This is a genomic window from Pseudomonas sp. Tn43 (genome assembly GCF_014192635.1).
GTDB lineage: Bacteria > Pseudomonadota > Gammaproteobacteria > Pseudomonadales > Pseudomonadaceae > Aquipseudomonas.
The window spans coordinates 107,009-126,391 of record NZ_JACHYG010000002.1; the positions used below are offsets into that span (position 1 = coordinate 107,009).

Annotated in this window: 18 protein-coding genes; 2 read left to right on the forward strand and 16 right to left on the reverse strand. The window is 59.3% G+C overall.

The features are described from left to right. Positions 1-70: 70 nt before the first annotated feature. The 6 genes from hemN to ccoG all read right to left on the reverse strand — a co-directional run bounded on the left by hemN (position 71) and on the right by ccoG (position 7,137). A complete protein-coding gene (gene hemN / locus FHW68_RS04790; RefSeq protein ID WP_183679109.1) occupies positions 71-1,453 on the reverse strand; it encodes an oxygen-independent coproporphyrinogen III oxidase in 1,383 nt (460 codons plus the stop codon). Positions 1,454-1,667: 214 nt separating this feature from the next. Then, positions 1,668-2,351 (reverse strand): sulfite exporter TauE/SafE family protein, encoded by a 684-nt coding sequence (locus FHW68_RS04795; RefSeq protein ID WP_007933361.1) that lies wholly within the window; start codon positions 2,349-2,351, stop codon positions 1,668-1,670. Continuing rightward, a complete protein-coding gene (gene ccoS, locus FHW68_RS04800; protein ID WP_095634258.1) occupies positions 2,344-2,562 on the reverse strand; it encodes a cbb3-type cytochrome oxidase assembly protein CcoS in 219 nt (72 codons plus the stop codon). Before ccoS ends, FHW68_RS04795 begins: the two co-directional genes overlap by 8 nt. Positions 2,563-2,584: 22 nt before the next feature. Then, positions 2,585-5,035 carry a heavy metal translocating P-type ATPase gene (locus tag FHW68_RS04805; protein WP_183679111.1) on the reverse strand — a complete coding sequence of 817 codons (2,451 nt, stop codon included), beginning with the start codon at positions 5,033-5,035 and terminating at the stop codon, positions 2,585-2,587. 135 nt (positions 5,036-5,170) lie between these two features. Further along, complete coding sequence (locus FHW68_RS04810) at positions 5,171-5,710, reverse strand: FixH family protein (RefSeq protein WP_183679113.1); 540 nt, start codon at positions 5,708-5,710, stop codon at positions 5,171-5,173. A gap of 11 nt (positions 5,711-5,721) precedes the next feature. Next, on the reverse strand, positions 5,722-7,137 hold the full coding sequence (gene ccoG / locus FHW68_RS04815; protein ID WP_095634255.1) for a cytochrome c oxidase accessory protein CcoG: 1,416 nt from the start codon (positions 7,135-7,137) through the stop codon (positions 5,722-5,724). Positions 7,138-7,605: 468 nt separating this feature from the next. Here ccoG and FHW68_RS04820 point away from each other — a divergent pair, with 468 nt between their 5' ends. Next, positions 7,606-8,622 (forward strand): metallophosphoesterase, encoded by a 1,017-nt coding sequence (locus FHW68_RS04820; protein WP_095634254.1) that lies wholly within the window; start codon positions 7,606-7,608, stop codon positions 8,620-8,622. Positions 8,623-8,693: 71 nt separating this feature from the next. Here the strand turns inward: FHW68_RS04820 and ccoP (FHW68_RS04825) are convergent, their stop codons facing one another. The 8 genes from ccoP (FHW68_RS04825) to ccoN (FHW68_RS04860) all read right to left on the reverse strand — a co-directional run bounded on the left by ccoP (FHW68_RS04825) (position 8,694) and on the right by ccoN (FHW68_RS04860) (position 15,635). Then, entirely contained in the window at positions 8,694-9,677 is a 984-nt protein-coding gene (ccoP, locus tag FHW68_RS04825; RefSeq protein ID WP_095634253.1) for a cytochrome-c oxidase, cbb3-type subunit III, read from the reverse strand. Next, the gene (locus FHW68_RS04830) at positions 9,674-9,859 is read right to left on the reverse strand and encodes a CcoQ/FixQ family Cbb3-type cytochrome c oxidase assembly chaperone (RefSeq protein WP_003175465.1); all 186 of its coding nucleotides are present in this window, start codon (positions 9,857-9,859) and stop codon (positions 9,674-9,676) included. Before FHW68_RS04830 ends, ccoP (FHW68_RS04825) begins: the two co-directional genes overlap by 4 nt. A gap of 5 nt (positions 9,860-9,864) precedes the next feature. Further along, a complete protein-coding gene (gene ccoO, locus FHW68_RS04835; protein WP_009042961.1) occupies positions 9,865-10,473 on the reverse strand; it encodes a cytochrome-c oxidase, cbb3-type subunit II in 609 nt (202 codons plus the stop codon). Further along, the gene (ccoN, locus tag FHW68_RS04840) at positions 10,473-11,915 is read right to left on the reverse strand and encodes a cytochrome-c oxidase, cbb3-type subunit I (protein WP_095634252.1); all 1,443 of its coding nucleotides are present in this window, start codon (positions 11,913-11,915) and stop codon (positions 10,473-10,475) included. Before ccoN (FHW68_RS04840) ends, ccoO (FHW68_RS04835) begins: the two co-directional genes overlap by 1 nt. 495 nt (positions 11,916-12,410) lie before the next feature. Continuing rightward, complete coding sequence (ccoP, locus tag FHW68_RS04845) at positions 12,411-13,367, reverse strand: cytochrome-c oxidase, cbb3-type subunit III (protein WP_095634251.1); 957 nt, start codon at positions 13,365-13,367, stop codon at positions 12,411-12,413. After that, positions 13,364-13,570, reverse strand: a complete 207-nt coding sequence (locus FHW68_RS04850) for a cbb3-type cytochrome c oxidase subunit 3 (protein ID WP_095634311.1) — start codon at positions 13,568-13,570, stop codon at positions 13,364-13,366. Before FHW68_RS04850 ends, ccoP (FHW68_RS04845) begins: the two co-directional genes overlap by 4 nt. A 21-nt stretch (positions 13,571-13,591) precedes the next feature. After that, positions 13,592-14,200 (reverse strand): cytochrome-c oxidase, cbb3-type subunit II, encoded by a 609-nt coding sequence (gene ccoO, locus FHW68_RS04855; protein ID WP_095634250.1) that lies wholly within the window; start codon positions 14,198-14,200, stop codon positions 13,592-13,594. A 10-nt stretch (positions 14,201-14,210) separates the two neighbouring features. Next, positions 14,211-15,635 carry a cytochrome-c oxidase, cbb3-type subunit I gene (gene ccoN, locus FHW68_RS04860; RefSeq protein ID WP_095634249.1) on the reverse strand — a complete coding sequence of 475 codons (1,425 nt, stop codon included), beginning with the start codon at positions 15,633-15,635 and terminating at the stop codon, positions 14,211-14,213. Positions 15,636-15,744: 109 nt separating this feature from the next. Between ccoN (FHW68_RS04860) and FHW68_RS04865 the strand changes: the two genes are divergently transcribed. Beyond that, the gene (locus FHW68_RS04865) at positions 15,745-16,422 is read left to right on the forward strand and encodes an alpha/beta family hydrolase (RefSeq protein ID WP_260296361.1); all 678 of its coding nucleotides are present in this window, start codon (positions 15,745-15,747) and stop codon (positions 16,420-16,422) included. Positions 16,423-16,595: 173 nt separating this feature from the next. On the opposite strand, the gene FHW68_RS04870 is transcribed toward FHW68_RS04865, so the two are convergent. Both FHW68_RS04870 and FHW68_RS04875 read right to left on the reverse strand, forming a co-directional pair. Beyond that, positions 16,596-18,161, reverse strand: a complete 1,566-nt coding sequence (locus tag FHW68_RS04870; RefSeq protein ID WP_183679114.1) for a PAS domain-containing methyl-accepting chemotaxis protein — start codon at positions 18,159-18,161, stop codon at positions 16,596-16,598. Between the two features lie 104 nt (positions 18,162-18,265). Further along, a complete protein-coding gene (locus FHW68_RS04875; RefSeq protein WP_183679117.1) occupies positions 18,266-19,057 on the reverse strand; it encodes a CPBP family intramembrane glutamic endopeptidase in 792 nt (263 codons plus the stop codon). Between the last annotated feature and the right edge of the window lie 326 nt (positions 19,058-19,383).

Here is a 19,383-nt window from a genome sequence, read left to right on the forward strand (position 1 = left end):
ACACATAAGCCGTAAGGGTAACTCACGGGAGGACATTCGGGCCAGCCTGCGACAATTTAACCGCAAGGCCTTAGATCACTCGTGAAAAGCGTTGACGATTGGTGTGTTGCAGATACGCATCGAAAACCATGCACACCGAACGCACCAGCAGCCGGCCAGCGGGGAGTACGGTGATCCGCTCGTTATCCAGCTCGATCAGCCCATCCTCGGCCATATTCAACAGCTGCGGCCAAAGGTCGGCGAAATAACCGCGAAAATCGATATTGAAGTGTTGCTCGATGTTCGAGAATTCCAGGCTGAAATGGCAAATCAACTGCTGAATCACAGCTCTGCGCAAGCGGTCGTCAGCGTTGCATATCAGGCCTCGGCTGGTAGCCAGTTGCGCGGATGCCAAAGCGCTTTGATATTGGTTCAAGTCGCTGCTGTTCTGGCAATACAGGTCGCCGATCTGGCTGATGGCAGATACCCCCAGGCCGATCAAGTCGCAATGGCCGTGGGTGGTGTAGCCCTGAAAGTTACGTTGCAGGGTGGAATCTTCCTGAGCAATTGCCAGCTCATCGTCGGGCAGAGCGAAATGGTCCATGCCGATGTAGCGATAACCGGCGGCCGTCAGTTGTTCGATGGTGCGCTGGAGCATTTCCAGCTTCTGGGCCGGTGCCGGCAGATCGTTGCCATTGATCCGTCGTTGCGGCATGAAGCGTTCCGGCAGATGAGCGTAGTTGAACACCGAGAGCCGATCCGGTTGCAGGCTGATGACTTCATCGACGGTGCGAGCGAAGTTGTCGGGCGTCTGTTTCGGCAGGCCATAGAGCAGATCGATATTGATCGAGCGAAATTGCAGGGTCCGGGCCGCGTCGATCACCGCTCGGGTTTCTTCCAGGCTTTGCAGGCGATTGACTGCCCGTTGTACCGCCGGATCGAGGTCTTGAACGCCAATGCTGACGCGGTTGAAACCCAGTTCCCGGAGCAGGCCCATGGTCGACCAATCAGCTTCGCGAGGGTCGATTTCAATGCCGTAGTCGCCGGAATCGTCGTCCAGCAAATTGAAATGCTTGCGCAGCTGAGCCATCAACTGGCGCAGTTCGTCGTGGCTGAGAAAAGTGGGGGTGCCACCGCCGAAATGCAGTTGCTCGACTTTTTGCGTCGGGTCGAGGTGGCAGGCAATCAGCTGTATTTCCTGTTCCAGGCGCTGCAAATAGGGTAGGGCACGGCCGCGGTCCTTGGTGATGACTTTGTTGCAGGCGCAGTAGTAGCAAATATTCGCGCAGAACGGCACGTGCACATACAGCGACAGCGGCCGCAGGGCTTTACGGCTGTCGCGCAGGGCATGGAACAGGTCGAAGGTGCCGACCTGGCTGTCGAATTGCACGGCGGTCGGGTACGAGGTATAGCGCGGTCCCGCCAGGTCATAACGGCGGATCAGATCTGTGTCCCAACGAATAGTGTCGAGCATGCGGGCATTCCCCCGGATAGGCTGGCAGTGTCGGCGAGTCTAGGGAGAAATGCGCAACGGCATCTTGATTTGCATCAAGGGTCGGGATTTGTGTTGCAGGTGCGGGCCTCATCGCGGGCAAGCCCGCTCCCACAGGGTTGTGTTTGGATCACCGAATTGGGCAATCCTCAAATCCTGTGGGAGCGGGCTTGCCCGCGATGGGGCCACTGCCGATCTAATGCCCCATCAGCCAATGCTGATGCGGCCCCGGCAAGGTCCAGATGCCGAACACCATTACCAGCAAGCCACCGGTCATGCGGACGCTGCGTTTGCGTAGCAACGCCGTGACGCGCTCGGCCGCAAGCCCTGTGGCGAGCAGCACCGGCCAGGTGCCCAGCCCGAACGCCAGCATCAGCAACGCACTGTCCAGCGCATTGCCCTGGCTGGCCGACCACAGCAATGTGCTGTAAACCAGCCCGCATGGCAGCCAGCCCCACAATGCGCCCAGCAGCAAGGCGCGGGGCAGGTTCGACACAGGTAAGAGCGTGTTGGCCACTGGCTGGATATGCCGCCACAGGCCGCGACCCAGGCTTTCGATACGGGTCAGGCCGCTCCACCAGCCAGCCAGGTACAGGCCCATGGCGATCAGCAGCAACCCGGCGAGGATACGCATGAACATCGCCGCCGGGCTATTGGCCACGGCCCAACCGGCCAGGCCGATCAGCAGGCCGGCGGCGGCGTAGCTGAGAATGCGCCCCAGGTTGTAGGCCAGCAATAGTCGAAAGCGTCGGCTGCGTTGTTCCTTGGGGATTGCCAGGGTCAACGCGCCCATCAAGCCGCCGCACATGCCCAGGCAATGCCCGCCGCCGAGCAAGCCGAGGATCAGCGCAGACACCAACAGGGGCGCCAACTCAAGCATGGGGCGGCGCCTTGTCGTCCGGTTTGGCCGGATGGCTGCTTGCCTCGTCGACCGCTGCCTTGTGGTTCGGGTCCTGATCGTCGAACAGGATGCTGTGGGCCGGGCCGTCGAGATCGTCGTACTGACCGCTGTCGACTGCCCAGAAGAAGATATAGATAGCGATGGCCACGATCAGCAGCGCGGCCGGGATCATCACGTAGAGAGCTGGCATCTGGACTCCATGCCCGCGGGGCTCAGGCCGGCAGCGGGCGGGTTTCTGGCGTGGTGCCGGCAGCCGGCGCGCTCGGCAGGCGAGTCAGGCGCAAGGCATTCAATACCACGGTCAACGAACTGATCGACATGCCAACCGCCGCCCAAACCGGAGTGATCCAGCCGAGGGCGGCGAACGGCAACATAAGGCCATTGTACAGCGCCGCCCACAGCAAGTTCTCGATGATGACCCGGCGGGTGCGACGGGCCAGACTAAAGGCTTGCACCAGCGCGTCGAGGCGGTTCGACAGCAGCACCGCATCGGCACTGGTTTTCGCCAGATCGGTGGCCGAACCCATTGCCACGCTGATGTCGGCGGCGGCGAGCACCGGTACGTCGTTGACCCCGTCACCGAGCATCAACACCTTGCGGCCTTCCTTATGCAGTTGTTGCAGCACCTGCAATTTATCGTCCGGACGCAAACCGCCTCGGGCCTCGTCGATGTCCAATTCGGCCGCGACGCTGGCGACCATCGGCGAGCTGTCGCCGGACAGCAGCAGCGTGCGCCAGCCGCGAGCCTTGCAGGCCGCCAACAGAGCAGGCGCGTCGGCGCGCAACCGGTCGTCGAGTACGAACCACGCCAGTGGCCCCTGGCTGTCGCCGAGCAACAACCATTGGCCAGGCTCATCGGGCATTACTGGCGTTTGAACGCCGCTGAGTTCGCAGACAAAGCCCGGTTGACCAATACGCAAGCGTTGTGTGCCGACCAACCCCTCAAGGCCCAGGCCTGGTGTGCTGTGAACTTCTTCGGCGGCCAGCGGTGCGCGGCCAAAAGCACGGGCAATCGGGTGCTCGGAACGGTTTTCCAAAGCGGCGGCGAGACTCAGGCATTGATCGCTGGGCAAGGCGCCAAGTGGCCGGATCGATCGCAGGGCCAGGCGACCTTCGGTGAGGGTGCCGGTCTTGTCGAAAATAACCGTGTCGATCTGATTCAGGCCTTCCAGCACATGGCCGCGTGTCAACAACAGACCCAGCTTGTGCAGCGTGCCGGTGGCGGCGGTGAGGGCGGTTGGCGTGGCCAGCGACAACGCGCACGGGCATGTCGCAACCAGCATCGCCAGGACAATCCAGAAGGCTCGCGAAGAATCCAGTTCCCACCACAGCAGGCCAATGGCGGCCACTGCGACAAGCGACAACAGCAGAAACCATTGCGCGGCGCGATCGGCGATTTCAGCCAATCGTGGCTTTTCGGCCTGGGCGCGCTCCAGCAAGCGGACGATGGCCGACAGTCGCGTGTCCTGACCCAGCGCCAGGACTTCCACGCTCAGCGCACCTTCAACGTTCAAGGTGCCCGCGGTGACGGCATCGCCGGGGATTCGTGGTTGTGGCAGGTATTCGCCGGTGAGCAGGGATTCGTCGATGCTCGACTGACCGTCGAGGATCTTGCCATCGGCCGGTAGAATCGCACCGGGATGCACCAGCACCTGGTCGCCGACACGCAGTTCGCTGAGTAGAATCCGCTGGCTCTGGCCGTCGGCACTCAGCCGCAGGCAGGAGGCGGGCAACAGATTGACCAGCTGTGCGGTCGCGGCGGCGGTGCGTTCCCGGGCACGACGTTCCAGGTAACGTCCGGCCAGCAGGAACAGTGCAAACATCCCCACCGCATCGAAATACAGCTCGCCGACCCCGGTGATCGAGGTCCAGATCCCGGCGATGTAGGCGCTGCCAATCGCCAGAGATACCGATACGTCCATGGTCAGGTGGCGGGTGCGCAGATCGCGCATTGCCCCTTTGAAAAACGGCGCACAGCTGTAGAACACAATCGGCGTGGTCAGGAACAATGCGACCCATCGCAGGATGGTGTGCAGTTCGGGGCTGAGGTCGATGTTGAATTCAGGCCAGGTGGCCATGGTTGCCATCATCGCCTGGAACCACAGCAGCCCGGCGACGCCGAGTTGACGCAAGGCCAGGCGGTTTTCGCTGGCCAGTTGTTCGCTGGCGCGGTCGGCCTGATAGGGGTGGGCGGCGTAACCGATATGACGTAATTCGCTGAGCACCTGGCTCAGCGGCAATTGCGCGTCGGCCCAGCGCACATGCAGGCGATGATTGGACAGGTTCAGGCGTGCTTCGGCCACCGCTGGCAAGGTGCGCAGGTGTTTTTCGATCAACCAGCCGCAGGCGGCGCAACTGATGCCTTCTAGCAGCAGGGTGGTTTCGGCGAGCTCGCCTTCATGGCGGACAAACGGTTGCTGTACGTCGGCGCGGTCGTACAGCGCCAGTTCGTCGACCAACTGCACCGGCAAGGCTTCGGGGTTGGCCGAAGCTTCGCTGCGATGCTGGTAATAGCTTTCCAGCCCACCGGCCACGATGGCCTCGGCCACTGCCTGGCAACCCGGGCAGCAGAACTCGCGGGTATCCCCCAATACGGCGGCAGTGAAGCGGCTGCCGGCCGGGACGGGCAGGGCGCAGTGGTAGCAGGGGGTTGGACTGGTCATGAGGCGTGTTCCGATGATCGTTCCCACGCTCTGCGTGGGAATGCCTCTCCGGACGCTCCGCGTCCGCTTCGGCTGGGACGCAGAGCGTCCCTGGCTGCGTTCCCACGCAGAGCGTGGGAACGATCAGGGTAAGGCTTATTTTTTCAGGTCTTCCGCGCCTTGCAGCGGCTCATCGCCCAGCAATAGATCCTTGGCATGGCTGACCTGTTCCTCTTCGAACATGCGCCAGATTTTGTCATCCTGTACACCCAGCAGTTCGACGAAGCGACGACCTTCGATCTTGTCGCTCAACTGGCCAATGTAACGGCCCTGTTCGGTTTCACTGCGGGCCAGGGTGATCTTGCGATCTTTCTCCGGCTGGGTGGGTGAAATCAGGTTCAGTTCAAGGGTTTTCGGCTGGCTGTTGCCGCTCAAGCGCAGGTCGACTTCGCCGGTCACCTCATCCAGATGTACGCTGGCACGCAGTTGCAGGGTCTGGGCCAGCAGTTCACGGTCCAGTGAGCGGTTGATGCCCTTGCCGGCCTCGTAATAGTTGTCGTTGACCAGGTTGTCCGGGTTATTCACTGCGATGGTCACCATCGACAGGGTCAAAGTCACCGAGCAAGCCAGGATGGCGATGATGATCCACGGCCAAAGGTGCTTGTACCAGGGACTTGCGGCAGTTGCTGCGGGCATGATCACTTCTCTCAACGAATTTGTGGGCCGATGAATCGGCTCTTGGCTTCAACGTGGACGTTGGCGTCGTCGGCATCCTTGAGGATGAATGTCACCTCGTTGGTGCTCGACGGCAGTTGTTCCGGTGCGCTGGACAGTTCCACCGGTTGGCTGAAAATCTCGCCGGCGGCGACTTTGATCTCACGCTTGCCTTGCAGCTTGAGGTCCGGCAGGCCGGTAGCTTCCAGCACATAGGTATGGTCGTGCTGGTCCTTGTTCATGATCTTCAGGCTGTAGACGTTTTCGATCCGGCCTTCAGCGTTCTCGCGGTACAGCACGCGGTCTTTGCTGACATCGAAGCCAACCAGCGAGCGCATGAAAAATGCAGTCACCAGCAAGGCAATCATTGCCAGCAGCACCGTGGCATAACCAATCAGGCGTGGACGCAGTTTATGGGTTTTTTGCCCGGACAGGTTGTGTTCGGTGGTGTAGCTGATCAGGCCGCGCGGGTAATCCATTTTGTCCATGATGCTGTCGCAGGCGTCGATGCACGCCGCGCAGCCGATGCATTCGATTTGCAGGCCGTCACGAATATCGATACCGGTGGGGCAGACCTGGACGCACATGGTGCAATCGATGCAGTCGCCCAGGCCCTGAGCCTTGTAGTCGATGCCTTTCTTGCGCGGGCCACGGCTTTCGCCACGGCGCGGGTCGTAGGAAACGATCAGTGTGTCCTTGTCGAACATCACGCTCTGGAAGCGTGCGTACGGGCACATGTAAATGCACACCTGCTCGCGCAACCAGCCAGCGTTGCCGTAGGTGGCGAGGGTGAAGAAGCCAACCCAGAAATACGACCAACCATCCGCCTGTCCGGTGAAGAAGTCGATCACCAGCTCGCGAATCGGCGAAAAGTAACCGACAAAGGTCATGCCGGTCACGAAGCCGATCAGCAGCCACATCGTGTGCTTGCTGAACTTGCGCAAGAATTTGTTGGCACTCATCGGTGCCTTGTCGAGCTTGATACGCTGGTTGCGGTCGCCTTCGGTGACTTTTTCGCACCACATGAAGATCCACGTCCAGACGCTTTGCGGGCAGGTATAGCCACACCAGACCCGACCGGCATAGACGGTAATGAAAAACAGGCCGAAGGCACTGATGATCAGAATGCCCGAGAGCAGGATGAAATCCTGAGGCCAGAATGTCGCGCCAAAAATGAAAAATTTACGCTCCGGCAGGTTCCACCAGACGGCCTGATGACCGCCCCAGTTCAGCCATACGGTGCCGAAATACAACAGAAACAGCCCGGCACCGCCAATCATCCGCAAATTGCGGTACAGGCCGGTAAAGGCGCGGGTGTAAATCTTCTCTCGAGAGGCGTAGAGGTCGACGCTGTTGTTCGCGTTCTTGGCAGGCGGTGTGACGTCGTGTACCGGAATCTGATTGCTCATCATTGCATCCCACGGCAGTGGAAAAATGCCTCGGTCAGTACGTGCCGACCGCGGTCAAAAAGAGGTGTCGCAATGGCGCAATGATACGCCTGTAGCGCCGGTGAGCGGGTGCGACCTTTGGTCGCGTTGGGAGAAATCAATTGATGGTGTAATGACTTGAATCAATTGACTTGTGAATTATGGATGGTTTTGCAGGGCGGCGAAGTCATTCATCCCCTGAATTGATCAGGGCAACCCCCACTGGATTGAAAATCGCCGGTGTTGCGGGTGACCACCGTAAGGCCGTGGACCCGTGCAGTCGCTGCCATCAGGGCATCGCTTTCATTGGCGCGATTCCGGAGTATGGTTCGCGTAGAAACATGAACTATTTATATTGAAGCGATCGATATTGTTTTAACGTTTAAGTTGTCATAACTTGCGCAGCAAGACAGTTTGTCTTGTGTCTAACTTCAATAGAGATGGAATTCTATGTTTCTTTATAAAAACGTCAATGCGCTGTTGGGCGTGTTGTTATGCATCATCACGTTCTGCGTGCATTCGGCAGACAATAACCTGCCTGAGTATTTGGTGTTTACTTCCGATCCTCAATACCCTTGGACTGAAAGTTCCGACTATGGTTGGAGTGAAACAACGTCGGCCAAAGAGCAGCGTTCAAAATGGCTGATTGAAACCCAATATGCCGATGTCGCGAGTTTCAGGCGCAATCATTCGGCTGACCCGAGGCGCGTTCCCGTCATGATCAACGGCGACATGACTGCTTTTGGCCATGGCTCCCAGCGCTCAATGACCCGCTCGATACTGGATGCGCAATTGGGCGGTGTTTATGACTATGGCCTGGGAAATCACGACTATGAAAACAATGTCGATGATTGTTTTCTGAATAACTGTGCGGCTGGCAGTATTGTTGATTTCAAGGATCGTTACTTTGGAAAATTGACGATGCTGGACATGCAAGTGTCGGGTGAGGGCGCCATTAAAAAAGGTGTCTTCGGTAGCCTGGCTTATTCCAAGGTGTTTGGGGATGTGCACATCGTTCAATTACACAATGAACCTACCTATACCGCCGCATTTACCGCCTGGGATTGGGGAACACCCACCGGTTATCACATTTTCGAATCTCTGGATTGGCTGGAAGAGAATCTGAAACAGGCACGTGAGAGCGGAAAAATCATTCTTCTGAATATGCACAAGCCGGATCATTGGAAGGGCAGTGCCGAACAGATTGCCCGGTTCAAGGCGATGATCGAGCGTTACAACGTGACGGCAGTGTTTGCCGGGCATTTGCACACCGACCCTGGGCGCTACAGCGGATGGAACAGGCAGGAGTACTTCGGTGATGTGCCGGTATTCTTGAGCGGTGGCGCATCCGGCCAGACTTACCTGATTGCTGATATTGCCGCGGATCGAAAAACGTTGAAGGTGTTTCAGGTCAACCAGAACAACTGGACGAGCCGCAAGGAGATCCAGACGGTTCAGGTTAGATAGTCTGTTTTATCGCGGCTGAAACGAAACGGCCCCGTCAGATGACGAGGCCGTTTTTGCATCACGCGTTTACCTTATTTGGTCTTCGCGGCTGCGGTTTTCTCGCCTTGGGAAAGGCTGTAGACGTAAGCGGCCAGCAGGTGAACCTTGTCGTTGCCTTGCAGCTGTTCCTGCGCAGGCATCTGGCCCTGGCGACCGTAACGGATGGTCTGCTGCAGTTGAGCGAAGCTCGAACCGTAGATGAAGCCGCTCGGGTGCGTCAGGTCAGGGGCGCCCATGGCTGGCGTACCTTTGCCGGCAGGACCGTGGCATGCCACGCAGTTGGCGGCGAACAGCTTCTGCCCGGCAACCGGGTCGGCCTTGGCGCCTTCCGGCAGCTTGCGGCCATCGAGGTTGGTCAGCACGAACGCGGCAACGTCGGCAACGCCTTGCTCGCCGATCACTTCAGCCCAGGCCGGCATCACGGCGTGACGACCGCCCATGATGCTGGTCTTGATGGTTTCCGCTTCACCGCCCCAACGCCAGTCAGTGTCGGTCAGGTTAGGGAAGCCATAGGCACCTTTGGCGTCGGAACCGTGGCAAACCGAGCAGTTGGAGGCGAACAGGCGGCCGCCCATCTTCAGGGCTTGCGGATCCTGGGCGACTTCTTCGATCGGCATGGAAGCGAACTTGGCGAAGATCGGACCGAACTTGGCGTCCGACCTGAGCATTTCCTTTTCCCATTCGTGAACGCCGGTCCAGCCAGTCTGGCCGTTGGCGAACGGGGTCTGCTTCTCGTTATCGAGGTAGTTGTAACCCGGCAACAGGCCTTTCCAGTTCCCCAGGCCCGGGTACAGCACCAGGTAACCGAGGGCGAAGATGATGGTGCCCACGAACAGCATGAACCACCATTTCGGCAGGGGGTTGTCATACTCCTCGATCCCGTCGAAGGAGTGGCCGACCGTTTCATCGGTGGATTCGCTGCGCTGGCCCTTGCGGGTCGACAGCAGCAGCCAGGTCAGGGCGAAAATGGTGCCGAGACTGAGGACTGTGACGTACAGACTCCAGAACGTAGTCATTCTTTGTTACTCCTAGAAGCTTGCTCGACGTGCTTGATGGCTTCGGGATCATCCGCGAAAGGCAGCAAGGTCGCGTCTTCAAACTCCGACTTGCGCTTGGGGCTGAACACCCATAGCGCCAGACCGATGAAGGCCACCATCACAACAACGGTGCCCAGGCCACGAATCATCCCGATATCCATCTAAATCACCGTTTGCTTTTGATGATGGTGCCCAGGCCTTGCAGATAGGCCACCAGCGCGTCCATTTCGGTTTTGCCCTTCACGGCATCCTTGGCACCGGCGATGTCTTCGTCGGTGTAAGGGACGCCGAGCGTGCGCAAGACTTCCATTTTCTTGGCGGTGTCTTTGCCGTCGAGCTTGTTTTCCACGAGGAACGGGTAGGCCGGCATTTTCGACTCAGGCACCACGTTGCGCGGGTTGTACAAGTGCGCACGCTGCCAGTCATCGGAATAACGACCGCCGACACGGGCCAGGTCCGGACCGGTACGCTTGGAACCCCACAGGAACGGGTGGTCCCAAACGCTTTCACCGGCGACCGAGTAGTGGCCGTAACGTTCGGTTTCAGCACGGAACGGGCGGATCATCTGCGAGTGGCAGCCGACACAACCGTTGGCGATGTACACGTCGCGGCCTTCCAGTTCAAGGGCGGTGCGAGGCTTCATGCCCTCGACCGGCTTGTTGGTGACGTCCTGGAAAAACAGCGGAACGATTTGGGTCAGGCCGCCGATGCTGACGGCGATAACCATGAAGAAGGCCAGCAGGCCAATATTCTTCTCGACTGCTTCATGCTTCATCAGTGAGCTCCAACTACAGCAATCTGTTCAGCAGCTTTGGCTTCAGCCGGGTTCGAGGCACGTACGGTACGCCATACGTTGTAGGCCATGAACAGCATGCCGCTGGCGAAGAACGCACCGCCCAGGGCGCGGACGATGAAACCAGGGTGACTGGCTTGCAGCGCTTCGACGAACGAGTAGGTGAGGGTGCCGTCGTCGTTGATTGCACGCCACATCAGGCCCTGGGTGATGCCGTTGACCCACATCGAGGCGATGTACAGAACGGTACCGATGGTCGCGAGCCAGAAGTGCGTGTTGATCAGGCCGACGCTGTGCATCTGCGTGCGACCGAACAGTTTCGGGATCATGTGGTAGATCGCGCCGATCGAAATCATCGCTACCCAGCCAAGCGCGCCGGCGTGTACGTGGCCGATGGTCCAGTCGGTGTAGTGCGACAGCGAGTTGACGGTCTTGATGGCCATCATCGGGCCTTCGAAGGTCGACATGCCGTAGAACGCCAGCGATACCACGAGGAAGCGCAGGATCGGGTCGGTGCGCAGCTTATGCCAGGCGCCCGACAGGGTCATCATGCCGTTGATCATGCCGCCCCAGCTAGGTGCCAGCAAAATGATCGACATGGCCATGCCCAGGGATTGAGCCCAGTCCGGCAGTGCGGTGTAGTGCAGGTGGTGCGGACCGGCCCAGATGTACAGGGTAATCAGCGCCCAGAAGTGCACGATCGACAGACGATAGGAGTAGATCGGACGCTCGGCCTGCTTGGGAACGAAGTAGTACATCATCCCCAGGAAGCCGGTGGTCAGGAAGAAACCGACCGCGTTGTGGCCGTACCACCACTGGATCATCGCATCAGTCGCACCCGAGTAAGCCGAGTAGGATTTGAAGAAACTGACCGGCAGGGAGGCGTGGTTGACGATGTGCAGCATCGCGGTCACGACGATGAAGGCACCGTAGAACCAGTTACCGACGTAGATGTGCTTGGTCTTGCGCTTGACGATGGTGCCGAAGAACACCAAAGCGTAGGTGACCCAGACGATGGCCAGCAGAATAGCCAGAGGCCATTCCAGTTCCGCGTATTCCTTGGTGGTAGTGAAACCCATCGGCAAGGTAATGATCGCGCCGACGATCACCGCTTGCCAACCCCAGAAGGTGAAGGCTGCGAGGCTGTCGGAAATCAGTCGCGTTTGGCAGGTTCGCTGCACGACGTAATAGGAAGTGGCAAACAGGGCACAACCACCGAAGGCGAAAATCACCAGGTTGGTGTGCAGCGGGCGCAGGCGTCCAAAGCTCGTCCATGCCAGACCGAAGTTCAACTCCGGCCAGACCAGTTGCGAGGCGATGAAGACACCGAGCCCCATGCCAAGGATCCCCCAGACCACCGTCATGATGGCGAACTGGCGGACTACCTTATAGTTATAAGCAGTCGGACTGATTGCTGTGCTCATTCTAAGGTTCCACGGTTTGGGTGTTTTATTAGGAGTAAAAATCGGCCGCAAGTATGTAGAAAGCGAGGGGTCATTGCAACGCGCCATGACGTAGGTCAATGCTTTCAAAAGCTGATTCTGCGGCCTTTCCATACGCTGCGTAAGGACAAAATTGCCCTCGGGCAAAATGTCGCAACGGATGAAAGAGGCGAGGGGGTCAGGTCAGTTGTAACCGGGTATGTTCAAACACCACGATCGGGTGACAGCGCGCAACGGGAACGCTAGCCGGTGTCTACCAGCCTTTGCGGCCTGTCATCGAGCAAATTCGTTGAACATATCGGGTTGGGATCGACCTGGAACCGGCGCTAACCAGTACGCGTCGCTGGAAAGCTTAGACCTGAATCCGGCGAACGGGAAGGAAGACCAAGGGAGGGTGCGACAAAAGGAAGCAGTGGGGGCTTCAAGCTGCAAGCTTCAAGAGGGATCTTGTCGCTTGCAGCTTTTTTCGCTTTGCTTCTACTTATTGCTTGTTGCTTGAAACTTCTCGGCCAACTGCGCGTCATTTCTCGAAAGATTGAACACATAAGCGGCGAGCAATTGCACCTTGTCGTTGCCGAGCAGTTCGTTCTGCGCCGGCATATGGCCCTGGCGACCATGACGAATGGTTTGTTCAAGCTGCGCCAGGCTTGTTCCGTAGATAAATCCGGCCGGTTGCGTCAGCTTCGGCGCCCCCATGGCTTCAGTGCCTTGGCCGTTTGCTCCGTGACAGGCTACGCAGGTGGTGCTGAACGCTTGCTGTCCGGCGTGCAGATCCGCTGTGCTGCCTTCCGGCAAAGGCAGGCCGGCCAGTTCATGACGCACATATGCGGCGACGTTTTTCACTCCGGCATCGCCTAGGATTTCTCCCCAGGCCGGCATCGCAGCCATGCGACCGCCCATGATGGTCGTTTTGATCATTTCGGCATCACCGCCCCAGCGCCAGTTGCTGTCGGCCAGGTTCGGGAAGCCGAAGGCGCCCTTGGCATCCGATCCGTGGCACACCGAGCAATTGGACGCAAACAGACGACCACCCATTTTCAGCGCTAGCGGATCCTTGGCTACTTCTTCGATGGGCATGGCCGCGAATTTGGCGAAGATCGGCCCGAACTTCGCGTCGGCCTTGTTCATCTCCTTTTCCCATTCGTGAACACCGGTCCAGCCGTCCTCATAACCGGGCAAGATGCCTTTCCAGTTGCCCAGGCCCGGGTAAAGCACCAGATAACCGACGGCAAACACCAAGGTGCCGGCGAACAGCATGAACCACCACTGCGGCAGCGGGTTGTCGTACTCCTCAATGCCGTCGAAGCTGTGGCCCATGGTCTGGTCGACGCTGCCCTTGGTTTCGCCCTTGCGGGTGCCAATCAGCAGCCAGGTCAGGCCGATCAGGCTGCCGATGGTCAGTACGCAGATCCACGTACTCCAGAAGGTGGTCATGGCCGGGTACTCCTTGTTGTTGCAGGTTCTTGAGTGTTGGTGGTGGCGGATGGCGGCTCATCGGCGAACGGCAGCAGGCGTGCTTCGGCGAATTCCCGATTGCGCTTGCCGCTGAACACCCACAGCGTCAGGCCGACGAAGGCCATGAACACCACGACCGTGCCCAGGCCGCGGATCATTCCACTGCTCATTTCGCTCACTATTTCAAAGGGCATGGCCATGGCTCACCTCTTGCTCTTGATGGCAGTGCCGAGCACTTGCAGGTAGGCGACCAGCGCGTCCATTTCGGTTTTGCCCTGGAGCGAGGCGACCGAGCCTGCGATGTCTTCGTCGGTGTACGGCACGCCAAGGGTGCGCATGGCGCGGATCTTGGTTTCGGTGTGGCTGCTATCGACCTTGTTATCCACCAGCCACGGGTAGGCCGGCATCTTCGATTCAGGCACCACGTTGCGCGGGTTGTACAAGTGGGCGCGGTGCCAGTCTTCGGAGTAACGACCGCCGACGCGCGCCAGGTCCGGCCCGGTGCGCTTGGAGCCCCAGAGGAACGGGTGATCCCACACGCTTTCACCGGCGACCGAGTAGTGGCCATAGCGCTCGGTTTCGGCGCGGAACGGGCGGATCATCTGCGAGTGGCAACCGACGCAGCCTTCGCGGATGTAAATGTCGCGACCTTCCAGTTGCAGCGCGGTGTAGGGCTTCATGCCTTCCACCGGTTTATTGGTCACGTCCTGAAAAAACAGGGGGACGATCTGGGTCAGGCCGCCGATGCTCACGGCGAGCACCATCAGCAACATCAGCAGGCCGACGTTTTTCTCGATTGTTTCGTGTTTCATGGCGGACTCCTCAGGCAATCTGCGCGGCAGCGGCGGCTTCGGCAGGCTGCGAGGCCAGCACGGTGCGCCAGGTGTTGTAAGCCATCAGGAACATGCCACTGAGGAAGATCGCACCGCCCACCAGTCGCACGACGAAGCCTGGGTGGCTGGCCACCAGGGTTTCGACGAAGGAGTAGGTCAGCGTGCCGTCCTCGTTGACTGCGCGCCACATCAGGCCTTGGGCGATGCCGTTGACCCACATCGAGGCGATGTACAGCACGGTGCCGATGGTCGCGAGCCAGAAGTGCGCGTTGATCAGGCCGATGCTGTGCATCTGTGTGCGGCCAAAGATTTTCGGGAGCATGTGGTACAGCGCACCGATGGAAATCATCGCCACCCAGCCGAGCGCCCCGGCATGCACGTGACCGATGGTCCAGTCGGTGTAGTGGGAGAGGGCATTCACGGTTTTGATCGCCATCATCGGCCCTTCGAAGGTCGACATGCCGTAGAACGCCAGCGACACCACGAGGAAGCGCAGGATCGGGTCGCTGCGCAACTTATGCCAGGCGCCCGACAGCGTCATCATGCCGTTGATCATCCCGCCCCAGCTCGGAGCCAACAGGATCAGCGACATCACCATGCCCAGCGACTGCGCCCAGTCCGGCAGCGCGGTGTAGTGCAAGTGGTGCGGGCCGGCCCAGATGTACAGGGTGATCAGCGCCCAGAAGTGCACGATCGACAAGCGATAGGAATACACCGGACGCTCGGCTTGTTTCGGCACGAAGTAGTACATCATCCCGAGGAAACCGGCGGTGAGGAAAAAGCCTACGGCGTTGTGCCCGTACCACCACTGCACCATGGCATCGGTCGCACCGGCGTACAGCGAGTAGGACTTGGTGAAACTCACCGGCAATTCCAGGTTGTTGACGATGTGCAGGATCGCCACGGTGATGATGAAGCCACCGAAGAACCAGTTACCGACATAGATGTGTTTGGTCTTGCGCTGCATGATCGTGCCGAAGAACACGACGGCATAGGCCACCCAGACGATGGTGATCAGGATGTCGATCGGCCATTCCAGTTCGGCGTATTCCTTGGAACTGGTGTAACCCAGGGGCAGGCTGATGGCCGCCAAGAGAATCACCAGCTGCCAGCCCCAGAAGCAGAACGCGGCGATCTTCGGCGCGAACAGGCGGGTCTGGCAGGTGCGTTGTACCGAGTAGAACGAACTGGCGAACAGGGCGCAGCCGCCGAAGGCGAAAATCACCGCGTTGGTATGCAGCGGGCGCAAACGGCCGAAACTGGTCCACGGCAGGTTGAAGTTGAGTTCAGGCCAGACCAATTGGGCGGCGAGAAAAACCCCGAGCCCCATGCCGACGATGCCCCACACCACCGTCATAATGGCGAATTGGCGGACCACCTTGTAGTTGTAGGCGGTACTGATAGAAGTGTTCATGGTTCCCCATCCACGGTTCAGCCGAAGTGAGGGCCTGCCTTTGCGAGTAAGCCGCACGGCAGACGCTCCCTTCGCCTGGAGTTATAGGCAGACTAAAAGCGAGGCAAGCATGGACAAAGAGCACAAGGCCAGTATTGACGGGGATCAATGGGCGCAGTGTGTGCGTGATCATGGATGGTTGTGGAATGCCGCCACGGCGCCAGCCTCGGCAACGCTGATTTTTGCCCACGGTGCCGGGGCGCCGATGGACAGTGGCTGGATGAGCGACATGGCTGAGCGCCTTGCCGCGCATGGGATCAACGTGTTGCGTTTCGAGTTTCCCTACATGGCGCAGCGGCGTCTCGATGGCGGTAAACGTCCGCCCAACCCTGCACCCAAATTGCAGGAATGCTGGCGTGAGGTGTATGCCGTGGTGCGACGCCATGTCGCTGGGCGCCTGGCCATTGGCGGCAAATCCATGGGCGGACGAATGGCGAGTTTGTTGGCCGATGAGTTGGGCGCGGATGCGCTGGTGTGCCTGGGGTATCCGTTTTATGCGGTGGGCAAACCGGAGAAACCGCGGGTCGAGCATCTGGCGGGATTAAAGACGCGCACGTTGATTGTGCAGGGTGAGCGGGATGCGCTGGGTAATCGTGAGGCCGTCGAGGCTTACACGTTGGCGCCGGGTATCGAGGTGTTCTGGCTGGCGGTGGCGGACCATGATTTGAAACCGTTGAAGGCTTCGGGGTTTACGCATGAGCAGCATTTGGCGGCTGCGGCGGGGAAGGTGGCTGCGTTTCTTCAGTGAGATTTTCGCCTGCAGTCAGGGCCTCTTCGCGGGCAAGCCTCGCTCCTACAGGTCTGCGTCGACATTCGGGCACTGATTACCTGTAGGAGCGAGGCTTGCCCGCGAAAGCGATCTGCCAGGCAACAAAAAACCCGGAAGTTTTCACCGTCCGGGTTTTTGTCTTCCAGCATAAATCAGCGATTAAACCGCTCCACCAACGAGTACTGGGTATTCGCGGTCTTGGTCAGTTCTTCGCTCAACAGCGCCGAGTGCTGTGCCTGTTCCGAGGTCTGGTCAGCCAGTTGCGAGATGTTGCTGATGTTGCGGCTGATTTCTTCGGCGACGGCGCTTTGCTCTTCGGTGGCGGCAGCGATTTGCGTGGTCATGTCGGTGATGTTGGCCACCGCTTCGCTGATGCCCACCAGCGCCTGATCCGCTTCCAATACCCGCGCCACACCTTCTTCGGCCTGACGGTGTCCGGCTTCCATGGTTTGCACCGCGGTGCTGGCGGTTTGCTGCAGCTTGGCGATCAGGGCGTGGATCTGCCCGGTGGATTCGCTGGTGCGTTGCGCCAGTTGACGCACTTCGTCGGCCACCACCGCAAAACCACGACCCATCTCGCCGGCACGCGCGGCTTCAATCGCCGCGTTCAAGGCCAGCAGATTGGTCTGGTCGGCGATGCCTTTGATCACATCGACCACGCCGCCGATTTCGTCGCTGTCCTTGGCCAGTTGCGTGACCGTCAGGCCGGTTTCACCGACCACCACCGACAAGCGCTGAATGGCTTCGCGGGTTTCCCCGGCGATGTCGCGACCTCGGCCGGTCAGGCGATTGGCTTGCTGGGTGGCGTCGGCGGTGCGCTGCACATGGCTGGCGACTTCCTGAGTGGTGGCCGCCATCTGGTTGACAGCGGTTGCCACTTGCTCGGTTTCGACGCGTTGACGTTCCAGGCCGGTGGAGCTGTTGTGGGCCAGGGTGTCGGACTGTTTCGCTTGCTCAGTCAAGTGTTCGGCGGTGTCCTGAAGACGAGTCAGGCAAGTTTTCAGGCGTGCTTCCTGGCTGAGGATCGACATCTCCAGGCGTGCCTGGGCGCCACGGCTGTCGGTGTACATCTGCGCGATCAGCGGGTCGGAGGTGGTCTGTTCGGCCAGGCGCAGCAAACGCTTGATACCGCGCTGTTGCCAGCTCAAGCCCATCAAGCCCAGCGGCACCGAAAGGCCAGCCGCGAGGGCGAAGCCCCATTGGGACGTCAGGGTAGCGCCGATCATGAAACTCAACTGGCTGACCAGAATGAACGGCAGCCAGTCCTGAAGCACCGGCAGCCATTTATCGGTTTGAGGAACGGCTGACTTACCCTGGTTGATGCGTTGATAGAGCGCTTCGGCGCGGCGGATCTGTTCGGCGGTGGGTTTGACCCGCACCGACTCGTAACCGATCACCTGATTGCCATCAAACACCGGTGTGACATAGGCGTTAACCCAATAGTGGTCACCGGTCTTGCAGCGATTCTTGACAATGCCCATCCATGGCAAGCCTTGTTTCAGTGTGCCCCACATATGCGCGAACACCGCAGACGGGACGTCGGGGTGACGGACCAGGTTATGCGGCGCACGGATCAATTCCTCACGAGAAAACCCGCTGATTTCGACGAAAGCGTCGTTGCAGTAGGTGATCACGCCCTTGGCATCGGTGGTGGAGATCAACCGTTGCTGAGCCGGGAATGTCCGTTCGCGTTGGGTAATGGGCTGGTTGTTACGCATGGCTTTTTCAATCCGCAAGGCTTTGAGAGGTTGTCGGCATCGCCAGGTATTTATTGAGGTGTTTTTTTCAGTTATCAGTGACGCGTCGCAAAATGACCATTGCGTCAGCCAGCGAGCATCGGATAAGTGAACAGCCCGAAATGCAGCAGATTCAAACCGAAGTGGGTAGCGATTGCCGCGCCCAACCCGCCAAAACGATAGGCCAGGCCATAGCCGATCCCCGCCATGCCTGACAGCAACACCCAGTGCCAGCCAGCGCCCAGATGAACGAGGCCGAACACCAGGGAGGCGAGCAACAAGGCAAGATTTTCGCCATAGGGCAGGTGTTTGAACTGCCGGCTCAGACCGCCCTGGATGTAACCGCGAAACAGCGCTTCTTCCACCAGCGTCACCAGCAACAGATTGTTCAGCACCCATAACCAGGCTTGATCCGGCCACTTTGGTGCCCAACTGATCACGCCCAGCAACAACGCGCCGCCCAAGGCCAGCACGGCGCTTACGGTCAGGGCGAGGGCGGTGGCATAAACGGACAGCCGTAACGAGCGCCGACCGACAATCCATGGGCAAACCAGCAATAGCCAGAAACCGATCAGCGGTTTGTCCTGATTCAGGTACATCGCAAACGGCACGGCATCGTCGGTGAAACGCTGGGGATCAATGGCGCGACCGTTGAAGAAACCGGGAAGCCAGTGCATGGCCAGCGCTACCGCCAGGAAGATGAACAGGCCATGGCCGAGGTAGCGGCCAATGGGAATCTGTTGCTGGCGAACGGCGAAACCGGCGAACAGCAGCAATGCGAAAGAGATCGAGGCCAGCCAGCCGAGATGACCATAGATCAACGCCAGGCCATAGCCCATGCAGAGAAGTGCCAGATAGGTCCATGGCAGTGCGATCATGTTAAGTCCTTGTTTCAGAGATTCTGCGGATTGCCTGAGTCCTGTGGGAGCCCTGTGGCGAGGGGGCTTGCCCCCCGTTGGGCTGCGAAGCAGTCCCCAAATCTCTGATAGGCCAAAGATCTTGTGAGCGCTACGCACTCAAACGGGGGCAAGCCCCCTCGCCACAGCCCGCACATTCGATCTGTGATCGACACGACACTAATGGGCGCGCGGCGATTATAGAGACGTACACCGCATAAACAAAAACACCGTCCGAAGGCCAATGCCAGTCAGTTACGCGAGCAAACCGCTTTTCGTAGGAGCCAGGCTTGCCGGCGAAGGCGTCC